The 17,518-nt window shown below is 60.0% G+C and carries 15 protein-coding genes and 2 pseudogenes; 11 read left to right on the top strand and 6 right to left on the bottom strand.

Going from position 1 to position 17,518, the window contains the following annotated elements; translation table 11 throughout:
• Positions 1-28 precede the first annotated feature (28 nt).
• From F8N62_RS15350 to F8N62_RS15340, 3 genes and pseudogenes are all read left to right on the top strand, one after another.
• Entirely contained in the window at positions 29-334 is a 306-nt protein-coding gene (locus tag F8N62_RS15350; RefSeq protein ID WP_017735055.1) for an ArsR/SmtB family transcription factor, read from the top strand.
• A gap of 64 nt (positions 335-398) precedes the next feature.
• The gene (locus tag F8N62_RS15345) at positions 399-1,367 is read left to right on the top strand and encodes an LLM class oxidoreductase (RefSeq protein WP_044275553.1); all 969 of its coding nucleotides are present in this window, start codon (positions 399-401) and stop codon (positions 1,365-1,367) included.
• A gap of 108 nt (positions 1,368-1,475) precedes the next feature.
• A pseudogene (locus tag F8N62_RS15340) lies at positions 1,476-1,640 on the top strand (PfkB family carbohydrate kinase); the annotation flags it as partial.
• Between the two features lie 347 nt (positions 1,641-1,987).
• On the opposite strand, the gene F8N62_RS15335 reads toward F8N62_RS15340, so the two are convergent.
• Genes F8N62_RS15335 through F8N62_RS15325 form a run of 3 tightly spaced genes read right to left on the bottom strand, consistent with a single transcriptional unit; the run spans position 1,988 to position 5,056 of the window.
• Positions 1,988-2,425 carry a hypothetical protein gene (locus F8N62_RS15335; protein WP_032902057.1) on the bottom strand — a complete coding sequence of 146 codons (438 nt, stop codon included), beginning with the start codon at positions 2,423-2,425 and terminating at the stop codon, positions 1,988-1,990.
• A 10-nt stretch (positions 2,426-2,435) separates the two neighbouring features.
• Positions 2,436-3,269 carry an enoyl-CoA hydratase/isomerase family protein gene (locus tag F8N62_RS15330; protein WP_032902055.1) on the bottom strand — a complete coding sequence of 278 codons (834 nt, stop codon included), beginning with the start codon at positions 3,267-3,269 and terminating at the stop codon, positions 2,436-2,438.
• Between the two features lie 17 nt (positions 3,270-3,286).
• Positions 3,287-5,056: an acyl-CoA dehydrogenase family protein gene (locus F8N62_RS15325; protein ID WP_150709206.1), complete on the bottom strand. Its 1,770-nt coding sequence runs from the start codon at positions 5,054-5,056 to the stop codon at positions 3,287-3,289.
• A 50-nt stretch (positions 5,057-5,106) separates the two neighbouring features.
• On the opposite strand from F8N62_RS15325, the pseudogene F8N62_RS15320 reads away from it, so the two are divergent.
• Positions 5,107-5,661: pseudogene (locus F8N62_RS15320) on the top strand (methyl-accepting chemotaxis protein); the annotation flags it as partial.
• Here the strand turns inward: F8N62_RS15320 and F8N62_RS15315 are convergent.
• Together F8N62_RS15315 and F8N62_RS15310 are read right to left on the bottom strand one after the other, a co-directional pair.
• Positions 5,649-7,175, bottom strand: coding sequence for a DHA2 family efflux MFS transporter permease subunit (locus F8N62_RS15315; RefSeq protein ID WP_057005023.1), 1,527 nt, complete (start codon positions 7,173-7,175; stop codon positions 5,649-5,651). The pseudogene F8N62_RS15320 and the gene F8N62_RS15315 overlap by 13 nt on opposite strands.
• Complete coding sequence (locus tag F8N62_RS15310) at positions 7,168-8,349, bottom strand: HlyD family secretion protein (RefSeq protein ID WP_057005024.1); 1,182 nt, start codon at positions 8,347-8,349, stop codon at positions 7,168-7,170. Before F8N62_RS15310 ends, F8N62_RS15315 begins: the two co-directional genes overlap by 8 nt.
• A 376-nt stretch (positions 8,350-8,725) precedes the next feature.
• Here F8N62_RS15310 and F8N62_RS15305 point away from each other — a divergent pair, with 376 nt between their 5' ends.
• The 3 genes from F8N62_RS15305 to F8N62_RS15295 are packed head-to-tail and all read left to right on the top strand — an operon-like array spanning position 8,726 to position 11,517.
• Positions 8,726-9,667: a Rieske 2Fe-2S domain-containing protein gene (locus F8N62_RS15305; RefSeq protein ID WP_126588865.1), complete on the top strand. Its 942-nt coding sequence runs from the start codon at positions 8,726-8,728 to the stop codon at positions 9,665-9,667.
• 17 nt (positions 9,668-9,684) lie between these two features.
• Positions 9,685-10,713 carry an aromatic ring-hydroxylating dioxygenase subunit alpha gene (locus F8N62_RS15300; RefSeq protein WP_057005026.1) on the top strand — a complete coding sequence of 343 codons (1,029 nt, stop codon included), beginning with the start codon at positions 9,685-9,687 and terminating at the stop codon, positions 10,711-10,713.
• 24 nt (positions 10,714-10,737) lie between these two features.
• Entirely contained in the window at positions 10,738-11,517 is a 780-nt protein-coding gene (locus tag F8N62_RS15295; RefSeq protein WP_057005027.1) for an SDR family oxidoreductase, read from the top strand.
• On the opposite strand, the gene F8N62_RS15290 is transcribed toward F8N62_RS15295, so the two are convergent.
• A complete protein-coding gene (locus tag F8N62_RS15290; RefSeq protein WP_057005028.1) occupies positions 11,514-11,921 on the bottom strand; it encodes a VOC family protein in 408 nt (135 codons plus the stop codon). The genes F8N62_RS15295 and F8N62_RS15290 overlap by 4 nt on opposite strands.
• Before the next feature lie 192 nt (positions 11,922-12,113).
• Between F8N62_RS15290 and F8N62_RS15285 the strand changes: the two genes are divergently transcribed.
• From F8N62_RS15285 to F8N62_RS15270, 4 genes are read left to right on the top strand one after another with little or no spacing between them, the layout of a single operon-like run.
• The gene (locus F8N62_RS15285) at positions 12,114-14,351 is read left to right on the top strand and encodes a CoA transferase (protein WP_057005029.1); all 2,238 of its coding nucleotides are present in this window, start codon (positions 12,114-12,116) and stop codon (positions 14,349-14,351) included.
• Positions 14,352-14,401: 50 nt separating this feature from the next.
• Positions 14,402-15,139 carry an SDR family NAD(P)-dependent oxidoreductase gene (locus tag F8N62_RS15280; protein WP_126588867.1) on the top strand — a complete coding sequence of 246 codons (738 nt, stop codon included), beginning with the start codon at positions 14,402-14,404 and terminating at the stop codon, positions 15,137-15,139.
• Positions 15,140-15,163: 24 nt separating this feature from the next.
• Positions 15,164-16,459 carry an acyl-CoA dehydrogenase family protein gene (locus tag F8N62_RS15275; RefSeq protein ID WP_057005031.1) on the top strand — a complete coding sequence of 432 codons (1,296 nt, stop codon included), beginning with the start codon at positions 15,164-15,166 and terminating at the stop codon, positions 16,457-16,459.
• Entirely contained in the window at positions 16,456-17,508 is a 1,053-nt protein-coding gene (locus F8N62_RS15270; protein ID WP_126588868.1) for a phosphotransferase family protein, read from the top strand. Before F8N62_RS15275 ends, F8N62_RS15270 begins: the two co-directional genes overlap by 4 nt.
• Positions 17,509-17,518: the final 10 nt, after the last annotated feature.

Here is a 17,518-nt window from a genome sequence, read left to right as displayed (position 1 = left end):
AGCAAAAAATAGTTATCGTGCGTGACCTATGAGTATCGACGTAAGCGAAGCGCTGAAGGCGCTAGACAACCCAACACGCCTGAACATCCTCAGTTGGCTGAAGGATCCGCGTCATCATTTCCCCGAGCAGGAGGTGGATCCTGAGCAGGTCGGTGTCTGCGTGAGCATCATCCAGGATCGGGTAGGCCTGTCGCAGTCGACCGTCTCGCTGTATCTCGCTGCCTTGCAGCGGGCGCAACTGGTGACCTCACAACGCATCGGTCCCTGGACTTATTACAAACGCCATGAGCAGAACATCGCGGCGTTCCAGGTGGCCTTGAAAGCGCTGATTTGATGCCTGCTCGCAGGCGTTTTTTCAGCCCTTCAAAATCTATATTTTGAAATATGTAGGAGAGAAGATGTTAACTCCGAATTCCATTCCCTATCAGCAACAACCTGGCTTTCAGCACACCTACCGCCAAGGCCGCCTGAGCCTAGGTCTTTTCTTCCCCCTCGAAGCCTTTACCGGCGATACGCCGAGTATGCTCGACCAAGTGAACCTGGCCCAACGCGCCGAGAAGCTGGGTTTCTCTGCCCTCTGGTTTCGCGACGTGCCGTTACGCGACCCCAGCTTCGGTGATTCGGGCCAGGTCTTCGATCCCTGGGTCTACCTGGGTTTTATGGCGGCACACACTCGCTCGATTGCGCTGGGCACCGCGTCGGTCATCCTGCCAATCCGCAATCCCCTACACACCGCCAAGGCCGCAACTAGTGTCGATCAGCTCAGCGGTGGCCGCCTGTTACTCGGCGTGGCTTCCGGTGACCGTCCAGTAGAGTTTCCGGCATTCGGTGTCGACCCGGAGCAACGCGACAGCCTGTTCCGCGAATACCTCAAGGTATTTCGCGAGGTTCAGCGCAGCAGTTTCGTGCCTTTGACCTGGTCCGGCGGCACGCTTGAGGGGGCCGATCTGATTCCCAAGCCGACGACGGCGGAAATTCCTTTCTTCGTCACCGGCCATAGCCGCCAGACGCTGGAGTGGATCGCCCGCTGCAGTCATGGCTGGATCAGCTATCCGCGTGCACCGAAGACTCAGCAGCTGATTGTCGAGGACTGGCGCAAGGCGGTTCGTGCCGAATGTGGTGAACTGTTCAAACCCTTCACCCAGTCGCTATACATCGACCTGACAGATAACCCGCAGACACCACCTCGGCCGATCCACCTGGGCTATCAACTGGGGCGACATCACCTGATCCCGCTGCTGCACAGCTTGCAGGAGATCGGCGTTAACCATGTGATCATCAATTTGAAATACGGCCAACGCCCCGCAGGTGAGGTCATTGAGGAACTCGGTCAGTTCGTTCTACCTGACTTCGTCATGTCAGCATAAGCCGGCGTGGTGAGGCATCAAATCATTATCCGTGGGGATTGCTCATGAGTTTCAAGGCAGTATTGCTTAACAAGGACCAGCAGGGGTTCTCTGCTCGTGTGACTGAGCTTGGTTGATACCACGGCCGCTGGCGATTCGTTCAACGCGGGTTATCTCGCCAGCAGGCTGGACGGCGGCACTCCACAACATGCAGCTGCCGAAGGCCATAGGCTGGCCGGGCGGGTGATTCAGTATCCGGGGGCATTGATTGCAAGGGAGGTGATGCCGGATTGACAACATGTAGCCGTTTGACTCCGGCCGGAATGGCTCAGGTAACGTCGCGGTGAAGCTGGTAGGCGATGCTACGCAACGGCACTGATAATCAACCGGATCGGGCAACTGCCCGACCCATTCATCCCGAAAGAAGCACCCTCATACCGCGATTGCGAAGCAACCCGAACAATAGTAAACCGGTCGAACCGGCGTCGGCAAAACCCTCGAATGACCAGGTGCGTAAAGTACGTAATAGCAATTGGGAACCGACGCGCGAATAGCCCATCATGGCTCTGCTGGTGCAGATGTCACTCGTCTATCAGAGGTCGGTGACCAACCCTCCGCAGCCCACGTGACCTATCAAAGGGTCAGCGAAGTACCATCAAATAGACACCGCAGGCGAGTGCCATTAGCCCAGCCGGGATGGCCAGCAAGGAGATCCGGTCGATCAGCTTGGACTGATAAATGACATCGGCGAGGTCGTCTGTCTCTGCGGATGCACGTCGCTTCAGTACGGGCACAAGGCACAGTGCATTGCCGAGAACAGCGATGCCTCCTGCCACAACTTTTAGGGCATAAATGCCGTCGAAGCGCGCAGGCTCGATGAGCAGCAATCCGGTCACCAGCACCACGCTGAAGGCGGGCATCTCGAAGAACAGATCGATCTGGCTGTGCAGCCTGGCGACTGTGAAGCCCTGACTCCGACTCTGTGCTCGGGTGCGTTCAAGCAGGTACTCGACCGCTACGACGCCCAGCCAGAAGGCCACGGCGAAAAGATGTAGTTGAAGCAAAAGGTTAAATCGCATGGTGTTCTCCTCAGTCCCTGATCAAACCTGGCGTCTTAGTTGGTGCATCGGAGCGTCTGTCGGGATGATCGCGCTCAAGAAAGCGACGCAGCCCCTCGCGGGTCTCGGGTTGATGGATGGAACGGTTGAAGCACTCCGCCTCGATGCGCAAGCCCTCAGCCAGGGGTTGACCATAGCCGCGGATCGCGGCCTCCTTGTCCGCGCACATGGCGGGTTGAGGGAGGGCACAGAGGAATTTGGCCAGCTCCATCGCACGCTCCAGTGAGCGCCCTTTGGGGACCACTTCATTGGCCAAGCCAATGGAGAGGGCTTCAGAGGCCGAGATGACCTTGCCTGTCAGGATCAGCTCCATTGCCCTGCCCAACCCCACGATGCGCGGCAGGCGTTGGCTGCCGCCATCGGCCAGGCCAATGTTCCAGCGGCGACAGGTCACACCGAAGGAGGCGTGCTCCTCGGCGATGCGCATGTCTGCGAAGCAGGCCCATTCCAGGCCGCCGGCGTAGGCAGCGCCATTCACAGCAGCGATCACGGGCTTGTAGATGTCCGTCCAACGGCTGGGTCCGAGAATACCCGGGCGCTCGCCGCGGTCGTGCGCAGCAATCTCGTCCGCGGTGGAAGGCACCAGGTCAAATCCTGCCTCAAGGTCTCCACCGGTACAGAAAGCTTTGTCGCCGGCACCAGTGATGATCGCAACCAGAGCACTCTGGTCATCCCGGAAACGTGTCCAGGCCTCCACCAGCTCCAAGTGGGTGGTTGGCCCAATGCAGTTGCGCTTGTCTGGGCGATTGAAACGGATGACCCTGATAGGGCCGTGTGTCTCGTAGTCGATTTGGGTAAAAGCCATAGCAGCTAGCCCTCTTGTTATTGTTCTGTGCGGATGATCAATGCCACGCCACGCGCTGATTGAGCGGGAAGCGCAACCGTGGGTTGTAGACCGCGCGTTCTCCCGGCATCCCGACGGGCCAGGGCAGGTTTGCTTCTGAGGAATTTTTCATCAGAAGTTGACGGCGCGGCGGCATCCGCGATCCATGCCCACAAATAGCCAAAAACAACGGTACCCAGCAGTTCAAGGAAGTCCGGCGCAACCAAACCCACAACGTCCCGGTTGAAAACCGTATCGACCGATAGTTGCTGAACCAATGGTTCGAACTCGGCCCCCCATGACGCCAAGGTCGTGACGACCCCTTCCAGTCCTGGACGCTGGCGCAGACGCTCGGCTAGCGCGGGGATGTGGCTGAGGAAGATCCCCAAGCGCTGTCCCTGATCGCTCAGGGTCTTGCGCCCCAGCAAGTCCAGAGACTGGATGTAGTTTGTGCCTTCATAGATCGGACAGATGGCCGCATCGCGCAGCAGCTGCTCCATGCCGGTTTCGACGATGTAACCGTGCCCACCGAACAGCTGGAGAGCGGACGAGATATGTGTACCCGCGTGCTGAGACAGGTAGCCCTTGACGATGGGGGTCAACAACTCTGCCAGCTGTGAGGCCTGCTTACGTCGCGCGTCATCCGGGTGGCAACGCGCTTCATCAAGCAGGGTGCCGACCCAGGCGCAGAGCAAGCGTGCTGGCTCAATAAACAGCCGCTGCTGAACAAGGCTCGACTTGACGCCAATATGACTTAACAGAGGGTCAGCGGGTTGATCGGGGTGCGTGGCACCATTCAGCGCGCGGCCTTGCAAGCGCTCCTGGGTGTAGCGCAGCGCGTTCTGGTAAGCGACCTCGGTCAAACCTACGGTTTGGACACCGACGGCGAGCCGTGCGCTGTTCATCAGCAGGAACATGCAGGCAAGGCCACGGTTCAATTCGCCGACGCGGTAGCCCCTGGCATTCTCGAATGCCAGGGCGCATGTGGCGTTGGCACGAATGCCATGCTTGTGCTCAAGCGCGATGACCGACACCCCGTTGGCTGAGGCAGGAACCTCCAATTGGTATTTCGGCACGACGAATAGGCTGAGGCCGCCAGTACCTGCCGGGGCCCCTTCCGTTCTGGCGAGCACCAGGTGAACGATGTTCTCGGTCAGGTCGTGATCGCCGTTCGAGATGAATATCTTGGTTCCACTCAGGAGGTAGGAGCCGTCCGACTGTGTGACTGCAGTCGTGCGAATCAAACCAAGATCGCTGCCAGCCTGAGGCTCGGTAAGGCACATGGTGCCAAGCCATTCGCCACTGGCTAGCTTGTCGGAAAACAGGGATCGAACCCGCTCATCGCCGAATCGGTCGACACAACGGAGAACACCTTCGCGCACGTTGGCGAAAATGCTGAAAGACAGGTTGGTGGAGGCGAGCATCTCGTCAAAAAAGACACCTGCCGTTCCTGGGAAACCTTGCCCCCCAATGGACAGTGGGACCGTCAGAGCAGGCCAGCCGTTCTCCTGAAACAGGCGGTAAGCTGACTTGAAGCCCTGTGGGGTTTTGACCCCACCCTGTTCAAGCCTGCAACCCTCGGCATCGCCGCTGCCGTTCAAGGGCAGCAGTTGCTCTTGGGTGAGCTCGGCACCGACCTCCAGAGTGGCCCTGAACAGGTCGGCGTCGATATGGTGGTGCTCTGGCAGCAGAGGCAACAGCTCTGAAAGTCGAAGAACCTTGTGAGCGAGGAAGTTGAACTCCTCCAGTGGTGCTTGGTACTGCAGCATCTCTTGCCCCTGCCTTATTGGTTAACGACCTTTGAACACCGGTTCGCGCTTCGGTGGGCGATTTTGTCGAAAGTACGACAGCGATTACCGCCAGCATCGGTCAGGTCAAGGACCTCTCCGCGCAGACGGGCATGCTGGCGCTCAATGCGGCCATCGAAGCGGCGCGTGCCGGAGAGAGGGGGCGCGGCTTCAGCGTGGTGGCCGACGAAGTGCGTAACCTGGCACAACGCTCTGCGCTGGCGGCCAACTCGATCAACCAGCTGACGTTGAAGCTGGAGAGCCAGTCCGGGATCGTCGACCAGGCATTGAGCGCGGGCACTGTGGCATTGGAAGAAAGCGGCCGGCTGCTGAGTGAGTTGGAAAGCACCCTGCAGCAGGCAACGGAACTGGTGGGTGACTCTACGCGCGGGGTTGACCGGATCGCCGATGCGGTAAGCGTGCAGAGCGAGGGTGGGCGAGGCATCGTGGCCAACGTCGAGCACATCGCACGCATGGCCGGCGAGGGTGATGCGATCACCCATCAGGTATCCGGAGCCGTGGTGTCTTTGCGCGAGCTGTCCGATGAGCTGAATGTGGCGGTGGGACGTTTTCGCTACGAGGCCTGATTCGCTTGAGACTTCGCCGTCCTGAATATCAGCAGCAGCGGTATGACGCCGATGGATAACCACATCAGCAGCTTGAAGTCATCCAGGTAAGCCACCCAGCTGGCCTGCACAGTGATCAAGCCATCCAGTGCTGCACGCCCGCTGGCGGTCAATGGATTGAGCTGATGGTTGACAGGCCAGGCATCGAACAGGCGGTTGAACGGCGTCACGTATGCACCGATTTCGGCATGGTTTATCTGGGTGTTTTGCGCCAGCAGCACCGTAACGATCGAGATGCCAACGCTCGAACCGACGTTGCGTGACAGGTTGTACAGGCCCGTGGCTTCGCCTCGCAAATGCGGGGGCAGGGTGGTAAAGGCGATGGTGGTCAGCGGGACGAACAACAGACCCAGGCTCGCGCCCTGAATAAAGCCGACGTAGATGATGGTGTCGATGGACACGGCCGGCGTCCAGCCGGTCATCATGTACATCGACCAGGCGGACAGCAACAAACCGCAAAACAGTATCCAGCGAATATCCACTTTGCCGATGATCTTCCCGGCAAGGAACATGCTGAGCATCGTCCCCAGTCCGCGTGGCCCCATGACCATGCCGGCGGTGAGCACCGGGTACCCCATCAGGGTTTGCAGGTAGGGTGTCATCAGTGCCAGCGAGGCCAGGTAGGTGATGCCAATGATAAAGATAAACACCACCGCCACCGAGTAATTGCGATCTTTGAACAGCTTCAGGCTGATAAAGGGCTTGTCATGAGTGAAGGTGTGGACAATGAAGATGTACGAAGCGACGGCGGCCACCAGCGCTTCCAGGATGATTTCCCCGGAGTCGAACCAGCCCAGTTGTTCGCCGCGGTCGAGGAACAATTGAATCGACATGATCGCCACGCTGAGCGAGCCAAAGCCCAGCCAGTCCAGGCGTGCAGTCTTGTCGGCCGGGGTTTCCCGTATGAAGCGGGTCATGCCGATAAAGGCCAGCAACCCGATAGGCAGGTTGATGAAGAACACCCAGCGCCAGCTGAGGTGTTCCGTCAGCCAGCCGCCGAGCATCGGACCTAATACCGGGCCGACCATGACCGATACCCCGAACAGGGCCACTGCCGACCCTCGGTCTTTCTGCGGGTAAATATCCAGCAGAATGCCTTGCGATAAGGGCACCAATGCCGCCCCGGCCACCCCTTGCAGCAGGCGGAACAGGATGATTTCTTCCAGGGAGCGGGCGATGCCACAGAGCACCGAGGCCAATACAAAACCGAAGATCGACCACAGCAATACGCGCTTGCGACCGAAGCGTCGGGCAAGGAATGCCGAGGGCGGCGTCATGATGGCTGTGGCGACGATGTAGGAAGTCAGCACCCAGTTAATCTGATCGGCGCTGGCCGATACGCTGCCCTGCATAAAGGGCAGTGCGACGTTGGCGATGGTGGTGTCCAGCGCCTGCATGACCACCGCCAGCACCACGCACAGTGTGATCAGTACCCGCAGCGGCGAGGGCGGCAGCGGTCCGGACACGTCATTCATGATGGCGTGCGAGCAGGTTTGCCAGTGGCTTGGGCAGGCCTCGTGCGGTGCCGGTGTCGATATCTACCACGGCGCTCATGCCATGGCGCAGCGCCGGTTTGCCGACAGCATCGTCGATATGGATGCGTACCGGAATGCGCTGCACGACTTTCACCCAGTTGCCCGTGGTGTTCTGGGCCGGCAGCAGGGAGAAGCTCGAACTGGAGGCCGGGCTGATGCTTTCCACGGTGCCATGCCAGGTGATACCCGGATAAGTGTCTACCTCGATGGTGACGCCCTGGCCAATCCGGGCGTTGGTCAGCTCGGTTTCTTTCGGGGACGCCGCGACCCACAGTCGCTCGCTGGAGACCAGGCTGAAGCCCGATTGGGGTGGTTGCAGATACGCGCCCACTTGCAGCGAGTCAACGTTGGTGACGACGCCGTCGAACGGGGCGATGACCACGGAGTTTCGCAGGTTGCGTTCGGCTTCATTCAGGGCCGCCAGCGCCTGCAAGTAGGAAGGATGCTGCTCAAGTGGTCTGTCCAGGCGCCCACCCAGTTGGGCCAACGCCGCGGCAGCCTGGGCCTTGGCGACCGATACTTGCTGACGGGTATTGTCGAGGTCCTGGTGGGCGTCGTCGTAGATAGTCCTTGAGACGGCGGCAACGCTGACCAGCTTTTCCAGCCGTTGCAGATTGGTCTGGTAAAACGGCAATTTGGCTTCAGCCTGGGCGATTTCGGCCAGAGATTGGTTGTAGCTCGCCTTGAGGTAGAGGATCTGGTTGCGCGCGTTCTCCAGCTGCGCCCTGGCGCTGGCCACGGCGATTTCAAACGGCTCGGGCTTGAGGCGGAACAAGACCTGGCCTTTGCTCACGGTCTGGTTGTCACTGACTTCAATGGCCGCGACGATCCCGGCGACATCGGTTGAAACTCCCACCCGCTCGGCCTGGATATAAGCGTTGTCGGTACTCACGACCTGGCCACCCAACACATACCAGGCGGCGCAGGCCACGACACTGATCGGTGCCAGCAAAAACAGACCGATGCGCCAGCGTTGGCGCGCCGTGTCATTCGGTTCTTGAGCATCGCCATCAAGGGCGGAAGCCTCGGGCGCCTGCATCCGGGGTTTTTCCACGGGCTCGAGCGGTCGGGCTTCGGCGTGCACGGCAGGGCGCTGCAATGTCGGCTCAGCCATGTTTCACCTCGCGCGCAACGTCATGGAGGACAAAGCCGAGGGTGGATTGGGTCATCGTCAGCGCACCTTGGAGTTAATGAGCAAGCTAATGGTAATCAGGCTTATGGATTGCTCGCTAGCTATTTTCCATTAGAACATGATCACTAATAGAAGAAATGTCCATTTGTAGGTGGCCTAAAGAGCGGAAATGTGTCTATTGAACCAAGGTTCGTAGAGGGTTGTGGCCACATCTTGCGGTTTTCGTTGGCTGTAAATAATTTCAACAGAAAACAAAATACTGTTTATTTGTGTTTGCTCTCTCTGCCGCGAAGCACTACCGTTAGCGCTGACTGCGTTCAACGCATTTGCCCAAGACCAATAACAAAGAGGCAGCCCGATGATGACCCCTGGCTGGTGGGCCATGGCGCTTTGCGAGGCCGTGAAAGATCAAGTGCCATTGGCCGTGGCCTTTGCCGGCGAGGAACTGGTCCTGTTCCGAAACGCAGCCGGCCAGGCCTTTGCCCTGGAAGACCGTTGCCCACATCGGCGGGTGCCGCTGGCTTTGGGGCGAGTCGTCGAGTCCGGTCTGCAGTGCGGTTATCACGGCTGGACCTTTGATGGCGCCAGTGGTGGCTGTACGCAGATCCCCAACCTGCATACCGATGAGCGTGTGCCTGCACGTTATGCCGCGCGTGCCTTTGCGGTCAGCGAGGCGAATGGTTTTGTCCATGTGTGGTTGGGTGAAGGGGCACCGCAAGGGCAATTGCCCAGCAGCGACTACCAACCGGGCGGACGCGAATTTACCGGTTCCACCATCGTCAACATGAGTCACGACCAGTACCTGGACGCGATGCTCGACGGCCCGGAATGCTTGCTCGGGTTTGCCCATGTGCGCCTCACCGATTTTTTCCTTGGCGATCTGCGCAGCGAGCAGGGGCGGGTGGTTCTGGAGCGAGGTGCGGTATGGACCACACAAATCCTGCCTTCGCAGTTTGTGGTGGATTACCCCTTGATCGTGCGCACCGCGGTCCCCTTTAACGGCGGTACTGTTCGAGTGGATTTGCTGAGCGAAGATGAATTGCCGCTGGTGACGCTGATGATCGCCACCGGTGCCAACCGTCGTGGCACAACCAGTTTGTGCTGGCGTGGTTTTGTGCATGAGCACGTACACCTCAGGGCACCCCTGCGTTGGCGTCTGGCCCGCCTGCGCAAACAGGCGCCGTTCCAGGTGAACAGCCGGATCGACGGCACAGCCGTCGCGGCCTTGTTGCAAACCTCATCCCGCGAACTGCGTGAGTTGCGCCAACCGACCCTGATTCCCGTCAGCGCAGTCGTCTGAGCACAGGAGCTCCCACCATGCATGCCGTGCCTTCCTCCACCGATACGATCCCTGGCAAAGTTCGGGGTGACTGGACGCCAATCAACTACGACCTGCGTGACACCTGGTTCCCGGTGTCCCATAGCCGCGACCTGGGTACCCGGCCCATTCGCCGGATCATTCATGCTCAGCCCTATTACCTGTGGCGCGACAACGGGCGTGCGGTGGCGGCCGAGTTTCACCCGCATTTCCCCCATAAAGAGCTGACACTCACAGCGTTTACCGGGGGACGGGGCTTTTATCCGCTGGTTGAGCGCTACGGGTACATCTGGGTCTGGTACGGTAATCCGGACGCTGCCGACATGCAGTTGCTCCCGCATATTCCGTTTCTACCCCAGGATGGCAGTCTTCCCGGTTACACCCAGCGAACCGTGCGGTTTGATGCGACCTCGGCGCTGTCGGTGGAAAACCTGATTGATCTGACCCATGCCGATTTCCTGCATGCCAATACCATTGGCGACGGTGTAAGCGAGTCGGACGTGGTGGAAGTGCAATGGACCTCCGAGACCGTGACTCGCACCCGTACCGTGGCGCAAAAGTCAGTGGCGCCGATCATGCGCTGGGTCGGCGGCGTGCGCGCCAGGTATCAGGATTTTCGCGCCGTGCTGCACATTCATCTACGCAGCAACGTATGCATCTCCTATCCGCGCTTTCGCCCCGGTTACGACGTGCCCAACCTGCAACCCTTCCTGCCGGTGGGCAAGCATCGCTCGCGGTGTGACGTCACCTTCAACACCACCGCTGCACCCGCACCTTTTCGTTATGTGATGCCGCGCATCAACTACATCATCCAGCCCCAGGACAACTCGGTGGTGCGCCCGCAGAACCAACGTTATTTCGAGGTCGACCCACGTCGCGACCTGCACTCGCGCTTCGATACGCCGGGTACCCGTTATCGCTACCAGATGGAGCAGTTGGCCGAACGCCAGCGCGCTGGCCAATTCACCTACGGCGGCGATGCTGAACCCGGGCGCGACATCACGGCCTTGCTCGGCATGAACGACTGACACCAATGTACGAGGAGTGCTGCAATGGATCTGGGTATTGGCGGACGTATTGCTCTGGTGTGCGCATCCTCTCGGGGACTTGGCAAAGCCTGTGCGCTGGCATTGGCGCAGGAGGGCTGTGAGGTGCTGATCAACGGCCGCGATGCCGAGAGCCTGGAACACACTGCGCAGGACATCTTGCGCAGCACCGGCCGGCTGCCGCGCACCGTGGTGGCCGACCTGTCCACCGCCGCCGGGCGACAGGCGCTGCTGGCTGCCTGTCCGGTGATGGATATTCTGGTGACCAACAACGGCGGGCCAGAGCCGGGTCGTCCGGAGGATTGGGATCATGCTGCCTGGCTGGCGGCCATTGAGGCCAACATGCTCTCGGGTATCCTGCTGATTCAGGCGGTGGTCGTTGGTATGCGTGCGCGAGGTTTCGGCCGTATCGTCAATATCACCTCGGCGATGGTTAAGTCGCCCCGGTTGCCATTGGGTTTGTCCACGGCGGCGCGTGCGGGGCTGACCGCTTTTTGCAAAGCTCTGTCGGTCGAGGTGGTGCGGGACAATGTGACGATCAACAATCTGCTGCCGGAGCGCATTGAGACGGACCGTCTGCGCTTTATGACCGAGCAACTGGCGGAACTTCGCCAGCTCAGTTTTGAGCAAGCACGGGTGGAAATGCTCAAGCCGATAGCCGCACGACGATTTGGCCAGCCGAGCGAACTGGCAGCGGCCTGCGCATTTCTCTGTTCGGCGCAAGCCGGCTATATCACCGGGCAAAATTTGCAGATCGACGGCGGCAGCTATGCCGGATTGATTTAGCCACCCCGGCGTTCTTTCCAGTCGGCGGGCGGCACTTCGCTGGCGTCGAAATCCAACTCCACTTCAACCCCATTGGGGTCCTGGATGAACAGCTGCCACGTGCGCTCGGCGCCGGGCGCACGGATCACTTTGAATCGCACGCCGTGCTCACTCAGGTGTTTCCACATCCTCTGCAAGCCCTGGGCATGAAACGCCATATGGTCAAGCACGCCACGTCGCGGCTCCGGCATTTGTGATACGCCCACCACATGCAGAACTGGTTGTTCCTGGGTGTACAGCCAGAATCCGGGAACCGGGAAGGGCGGGCGTGGCCCCTCCACCAACCCGAGTACTCCAACATAGAAATTTCGTGTCGCCTCCAGTTGGTCGGAGACGATGGTGAAGTGGTCCATGCGCAGGATCATCGCAACGCCCTTAATCGGCTTTTAGTGATATTTAGACGAATTGTTATTTATTGTTCATATTCATGCTTATGATTCTATATTCGGAATACTAATCTATCTATGGAATTTATCGCCGATCGCTTAGGGTAACGCCATGGATTCGTTCTGCAGCTCTGCTGCAAAACGCTAAGCGCAGAAGAAGACAGGTGCTGAATGAGCCAGGCAATCCTCGAAGGAATTCGCGTCATCAGTCTGTGTTCCGGCATTGCCGGATCTGCCGCTGGCATGCATCTTTGCGAAGCGGGTGCCGAAGTGGTGATGATCGAGCCACCCGCCAACCGTGCCAGAGAGAAACAGGCGCTGTTTGCTGTGCTTAACCGTGGCAAACGAAGTGTCATCCTCTGCCTGGAAAATGCCGCAGATCGCCAGCAACTGAACTCGTTGCTAGCCAGCGCCGATGTGCTGCTGCATGACTTCACCCCCGCGGTAGCGCAGGCCCATGGTCTGGCAGACGCGCAGCTCACTGCAGACTTCCCTCGATTGGTTATCTCAGCGATCAGCGGCTGGCCCCATCGGCATGCACTGGCGAATTCCATTCCCCGGGAAACGCTTATCCTGGCGCGCCTGGGCCTGTTGGACGAACAGCCGGCGCATCGCCCCGGCCCGGTGTTCGTACGCATGCCATTTGCCAATTGGCTGGCCAGCTGGCTGTGTGTGGTCGGGGTGATGGCGCGGTTACTGGCGCGCGACCGTGACGGCTGCGGCGGCATCGCTCATACGAGTTTGGCTCAGGCAGCCTTGGTGCCAATGACCATGCATTGGAACCGCGCACAAACACCGACCCCGGCCTTTGCCAAAGGTCTGGATAAACACATTCCAATTCCATTGCACCAGTGCGCTGATGGCCGCTGGTTGCATGTGCATTATTCGCCGGACAAATCCCCTTGGATGGCCGCGGCACTCAGTGAGTTCGGCGAAACCGAAGTGGCTCGCTTGAACGCGCTGTGGCCATCGAGCCATGTGGCGCCAAACTTCGGCGCCAACAAGGCGATCATTGCCACACGGTCGGCACAGGAATGGGTCGAGCATTTCTGGCAGCACGACGTTGCTGCGCAAATTGCCGCTCCATTTGGCGATATCTACTTCGACGAACAAGCACGCCTGAATGGCTATGTGGTTGAAGTCGACGATGTGCAGTTGGGCAAAACACTGCAACCAGGCCCTGCCTGGCAGGTGCAGCCACCCGCACGAGTTGGCGGTAGCGCACCTCTGGCAGGTGAGGGGAACGCCGGACTGTCTGGCGCCGATGCTGTGATCCCTTCGCAACTGCCCAGGTCGAGTCCGGCGCCCTTGCCTCCGCTGCACGGTCTGAAAGTACTGGATCTGGGCGCCTATCTGGCCGGGCCGTTTGCCTGCATGTTGCTGGCGGACCTGGGGGCAGAAGTCATTAAAATCGAGGCGCCCAAGGGCGATGCCATGCGCCGCCTGGAGCGGATTTTCAGCGGTACCCAGCGTGGCAAATTGGGCGTCGCGTTGCAGTTGGGCGATCGGCAGACCGAGCCCGCCGTAGAGGCGTTGGCACGTTGGGCCGATGTGGTACACCACAACATGCGGCTTCCCGCCGCACGCAAGCTCAAGGTCGACTACGAGAGCCTCAAAGCGCTCAACCCGCAGCTGGTGTATTGCCATGTCAGTGCCTACGGACCGACCGGACCGCGCACGGATTGGCCGGGCTTTGACCAACTGATGCAGGCCTCTTGCGGCTGGGAAGTCGAGCAGGGCGGTGAGGGCCAGGCGCCCATGTGGCTGCGCTTCGGCGTGGGTGATTTTTTTGCCGGTCTGTCCTCGCTCTACGCCTTGCTCCTGGGGTTGTATGAGCGCAACCGCAGTGGCGTCGGACAAATGGTCAGCTCGTCATTGCTGGGCGCCACGATGCTGTCGATGAGCGAAGCGGTGGTGCTGGAAGACGGCAGCCTCACACCAATCGATCATTTGGACGCGCAACAGACCGGTCTGAGTGATGCCCATCGTTTGTATCGGTGTAGCGATTCCTGGCTGGTGGTGGCAGCGCTGCAACCGGATGAGGTGCAACGTTTCGAGAGGCTGGTGGATGATCAGCCCGAAACCTGGTTTGCCGATCAGACCCGGCAAGCGGCGCTCGCCTCATTGGTCGCAGCGCAGGTTCCTGCACAGGCAGTGCTGGAAGCGCAGATGGATGCCTTTCTCGACAGCCCCGAACACGCCGAAGCGGGTCTGCACGCTCATTACTCACATGCTGTTTACGGTGACCTGCAACAGATCGGCGCGTTCTGGGACTTCGGCAACTTGCCGTTATCGCTGCAGCGTCCGCCACCCGCCCTCGGCCAACATACCCGGCAAGTTCTGGAAGGCCTCGGCTTTACCGGCAGCGAGCTCGAACGATTGGCCTCGGTTGGCCTGGTGGCGCTGTAACGGTGGGCCTATTGCCCGACAGGATTTTTCGACAAGCACAAGGAATACCCATGTACGAGTTGGATTTCAGCGGTAAAACCGTGCTGGTAGTTGGCGGGTCCAGTGGCATCGGCAATGGCATTGCGCAGAACTTTCGCCAGCGCGGTGCCGAGGTGCATGTCTGGGGTACGCGTGCCTCGGCGGCGGCCTATAACGACTCACCTGACTCTAATCTTGAAGGCCTGCATTACGCCCAGGTAGACGTCGCGGATGCGGCATTGATCGAAGGGGTCTGTGTGCCATTCACCCGCCTGGATGTGTTGGTGCAGGCACAAGGCACGGTGCTCTACGACCGTCAGGAATTTCTCACCGAGGGTTTCAAGCGAGTACTCGACGTCAACCTCACCAGCCTGATGGTGTGCGCGCAGAAATTTCACCCACTGCTGATGCAGGCCAAGGGTTCGATGATCACTGTCAGCTCCGCTGCCGCCTTCCACTCCACGCGTGGCAACCCGGCCTACAACGCCTCGAAAACCGGTGCTTTCGGACTGACTCGCACCCTGGCCGAAGCCTGGGCACGTGACGGCATCCGGGTGAATGGCATTGCCCCCGGTTTGGTGGAAACCAAGCTGACGCGGGTGACCACCAGCAACCCCAAGCGCCTCGAAGGCGCATTGCGCGCCATTCCTCAAGGGCGCTTGGGCACGCCCCAGGACATGGCCAACGTGGCCCTGTTCCTTGCCTCGCCGCTGGCCAGCTATGTGCTCGGCCAAACCCTGTTGGTCGACGGCGGCATGCTGCTGGCCTGATCGCTATTTGCTAGGAGACACACCATGGCCTGGGACTTTCAGACCGACCCCGAGATACAGGCGGAACTGGATTGGATCGAGCAGTTTGTACGGGAGGAAGTCGAGCCCCTCGATCATGTGCTGGGCAGCCCGTGGAATATCCACGATCCGTTGTTCAAGCAACTGGTCAAACCGCTGCAAGCGCAGGTAAAGGCTCGCAAGTTGTGGGCGTGTCACCTGGGCCCGGAACTGGGCGGGGCAGGGTATGGCCAGGTGCGCCTGGCATTGATCAATGAAATTCTCGGCCGCTCGCTGTTCGGCCCGATTGTGTTTGGCTGCCAGGCCCCCGATTCAGGCAACGGGGAAATCCTCGCCCATTACGGCACCCCGGCGCAGAAGCAGCGCTACCTGCAACCGTTGCTCGATGGCGATATCGTGTCCTGCTTCGCCATGACCGAGCCGCAAGGTGGCGCGGATCCTGCCGTGTTCACCACCGAAGCGGTGCGCGATGGCGATGACTGGCTGCTGAACGGCGAAAAATGGTTCGCCTCCAATGCCCGCTACGCAGCGTTCTATATCGTGATGGCGGTCACTGATAAAAGCGTATCGGTGTATGAAGGCATGTCGATGTTCATCGTCGCCGCTGACGCGCCCGGGGTGAGCATTATCCGTAACGTCGGTATCGCCGATGACCCCGCCGCCACCCATGCTTACCTGTCATTCGACAAGGTGCGAGTGCCTGCGGGCGACATGCTCGGTGCGCCCGGCCAGGCATTTGTCGTGGCTCAGGTGCGGCTCGGTGGTGGCCGCGTGCACCATGCCATGCGGGTGATCGGCCAGGCGCAAAAAGCCCTTGATGCACTCTGTGAACGATCCCTGTCGCGTAGTACCCAGGGCAGCCGCCTGGCGGACAAGCAGATGGTCCAGGAAAAAATTGCCGATTCGTGGATCGAACTGGAGCAGTTTCGCTTGCTGGTGATGCGTACGGCGTGGCGCATCGATCAGTATCAGGACTACAAGCGGGTGCGCAAGGACATCGCTGCGGTGAAAGCCGCCATGCCCAAGGTTTTGCATGACATCGCCGCGCGCGCCCTGCATGTACATGGCTCGTTAGGGGTATGCGAAGAAATGCCGTTTACCGGGTACATCGTCCGCTCCTTCCAGATGGGGCTGGCCGACGGGCCCACCGAAGTGCACAAAGTCACGGTGGCCAAACAGCTGCTGCGCGACTATCAGCCCTGCGACGAGTTGTTCCCCGATTACCATCGGCCCACCGCCGCGGCCCGCGCCCGGGAAAAATACGCCGGCGTGCTGGCCAGTCTCGGCGAGCGCGACGTATGAACGATTGGCAGGATCTGGTCGACCTCGAGCGCCTGGCCGACTGGATGGACACCCAAGACCTGGAAAGTGGCCCGATCAAGGCTGCGGTACGTTTAGCCGGCGGCACGCAGAATCTGCTGCTGCGCTTTCGGCGAGGCGTGCGTGAATTCGTGTTGCGCCGGCCTTCCCTGGAACTGCGCGAAGTCGGCGGTAAAACCATCGTCCGTGAAGCGCGCCTGCTCAAGGTATTGGCCGGATCGCAAGTGCCCCATGCCGGTTTGATCGCCGACTGTACTGACCAGGCCGTTCTGGGCTCCAGTTTTTATTTAATGGAACCAGTGCAGGGCTTCAACCCCAATAGCGCCGCAGGATTGCCAGCACCCCATGCTGAACGGCCGGCGCTGCGCAGGCGCATGGGCTTTGCCATGGTGGATGCGCTATTGCGTCTGGGCGACATTGACTACCAGGCGGTGGGGCTGGCGGACTTTGGCCGCCCGGACGGTTTTCATCAGCGTCAGGTCTCACGCTGGCTGGCACACTTGGACAGCGTCAAAGACTACCCCGGTTGGCCGGGGGCGAGCAGCCTGCCGGGACTTGCACGTTTGGCCAATTGGCTGAGCGATCATTGCCCGCAGCAGTTTGAGGCCGGTATTCAACATGGCGACTTTCACCTGTCCAACGTCATGTTCCGGCATGACTGCGGGGAGTTGGCCGCGGTCGTCGATTGGGAGCTGGCGACCATCGGTGATCCGTTGCTCGACCTTGCCTGGCTGGTGGTCACCTGGCCCTGTGCCGACGGTCGTGGTGCCGGCACCATCGAAGTGCATCCCTGGGACGGCTTTTGCAGCAGCGACGAACTGGTCGCCCATTACCACGCCGGCAGCTCGCGCTCGTTGGCGGACTTCACCTGGTACCTGGTGTTGGCGGGTTTCAAACTCGGCATCTTTCTCGAAGTCAGTTACGCCCGTGCGTGTGCGGGTAAAGCCTCGATGGTCACGGGTGAAAAACACCACGCCTCAGCGTTGCATCTATTCGCTACGGCGTTGCAGCGCATCGATCAAACCGCCTGATAACCAGAGG

The sequence above is a fragment of the Pseudomonas fluorescens genome, from assembly GCF_902497785.1.
Classification (GTDB): Bacteria; Pseudomonadota; Gammaproteobacteria; order Pseudomonadales; family Pseudomonadaceae; genus Aquipseudomonas; species Aquipseudomonas fluorescens_BO.
This window is presented reverse-complemented; position numbering and strand designations above follow the sequence as displayed.

Coding starts and splice junctions, on each gene's coding strand:
- F8N62_RS15345 (WP_044275553.1), top strand. CDS start 399: ATGTTAACTCCGAATTCCATTCCCTATCAGCAACAACCTGGCTTTCAG.
- F8N62_RS15275 (WP_057005031.1), top strand. CDS start 15,164: ATGGCCTGGGACTTTCAGACCGACCCCGAGATACAGGCGGAACTGGAT.
- F8N62_RS15335 (WP_032902057.1), bottom strand. CDS start 2,425: ATGCGATTTAACCTTTTGCTTCAACTACATCTTTTCGCCGTGGCCTTC.
- F8N62_RS15300 (WP_057005026.1), top strand. CDS start 9,685: ATGCATGCCGTGCCTTCCTCCACCGATACGATCCCTGGCAAAGTTCGG.
- F8N62_RS15350 (WP_017735055.1), top strand. CDS start 29: ATGAGTATCGACGTAAGCGAAGCGCTGAAGGCGCTAGACAACCCAACA.
- F8N62_RS15305 (WP_126588865.1), top strand. CDS start 8,726: ATGATGACCCCTGGCTGGTGGGCCATGGCGCTTTGCGAGGCCGTGAAA.
- F8N62_RS15315 (WP_057005023.1), bottom strand. CDS start 7,175: ATGAATGACGTGTCCGGACCGCTGCCGCCCTCGCCGCTGCGGGTACTG.
- F8N62_RS15270 (WP_126588868.1), top strand. CDS start 16,456: ATGAACGATTGGCAGGATCTGGTCGACCTCGAGCGCCTGGCCGACTGG.
- F8N62_RS15295 (WP_057005027.1), top strand. CDS start 10,738: ATGGATCTGGGTATTGGCGGACGTATTGCTCTGGTGTGCGCATCCTCT.
- F8N62_RS15290 (WP_057005028.1), bottom strand. CDS start 11,921: ATGATCCTGCGCATGGACCACTTCACCATCGTCTCCGACCAACTGGAG.
- F8N62_RS15280 (WP_126588867.1), top strand. CDS start 14,402: ATGTACGAGTTGGATTTCAGCGGTAAAACCGTGCTGGTAGTTGGCGGG.
- F8N62_RS15285 (WP_057005029.1), top strand. CDS start 12,114: ATGAGCCAGGCAATCCTCGAAGGAATTCGCGTCATCAGTCTGTGTTCC.
- F8N62_RS15330 (WP_032902055.1), bottom strand. CDS start 3,269: ATGGCTTTTACCCAAATCGACTACGAGACACACGGCCCTATCAGGGTC.
- F8N62_RS15310 (WP_057005024.1), bottom strand. CDS start 8,349: ATGGCTGAGCCGACATTGCAGCGCCCTGCCGTGCACGCCGAAGCCCGA.
- F8N62_RS15325 (WP_150709206.1), bottom strand. CDS start 5,056: ATGCTGCAGTACCAAGCACCACTGGAGGAGTTCAACTTCCTCGCTCAC.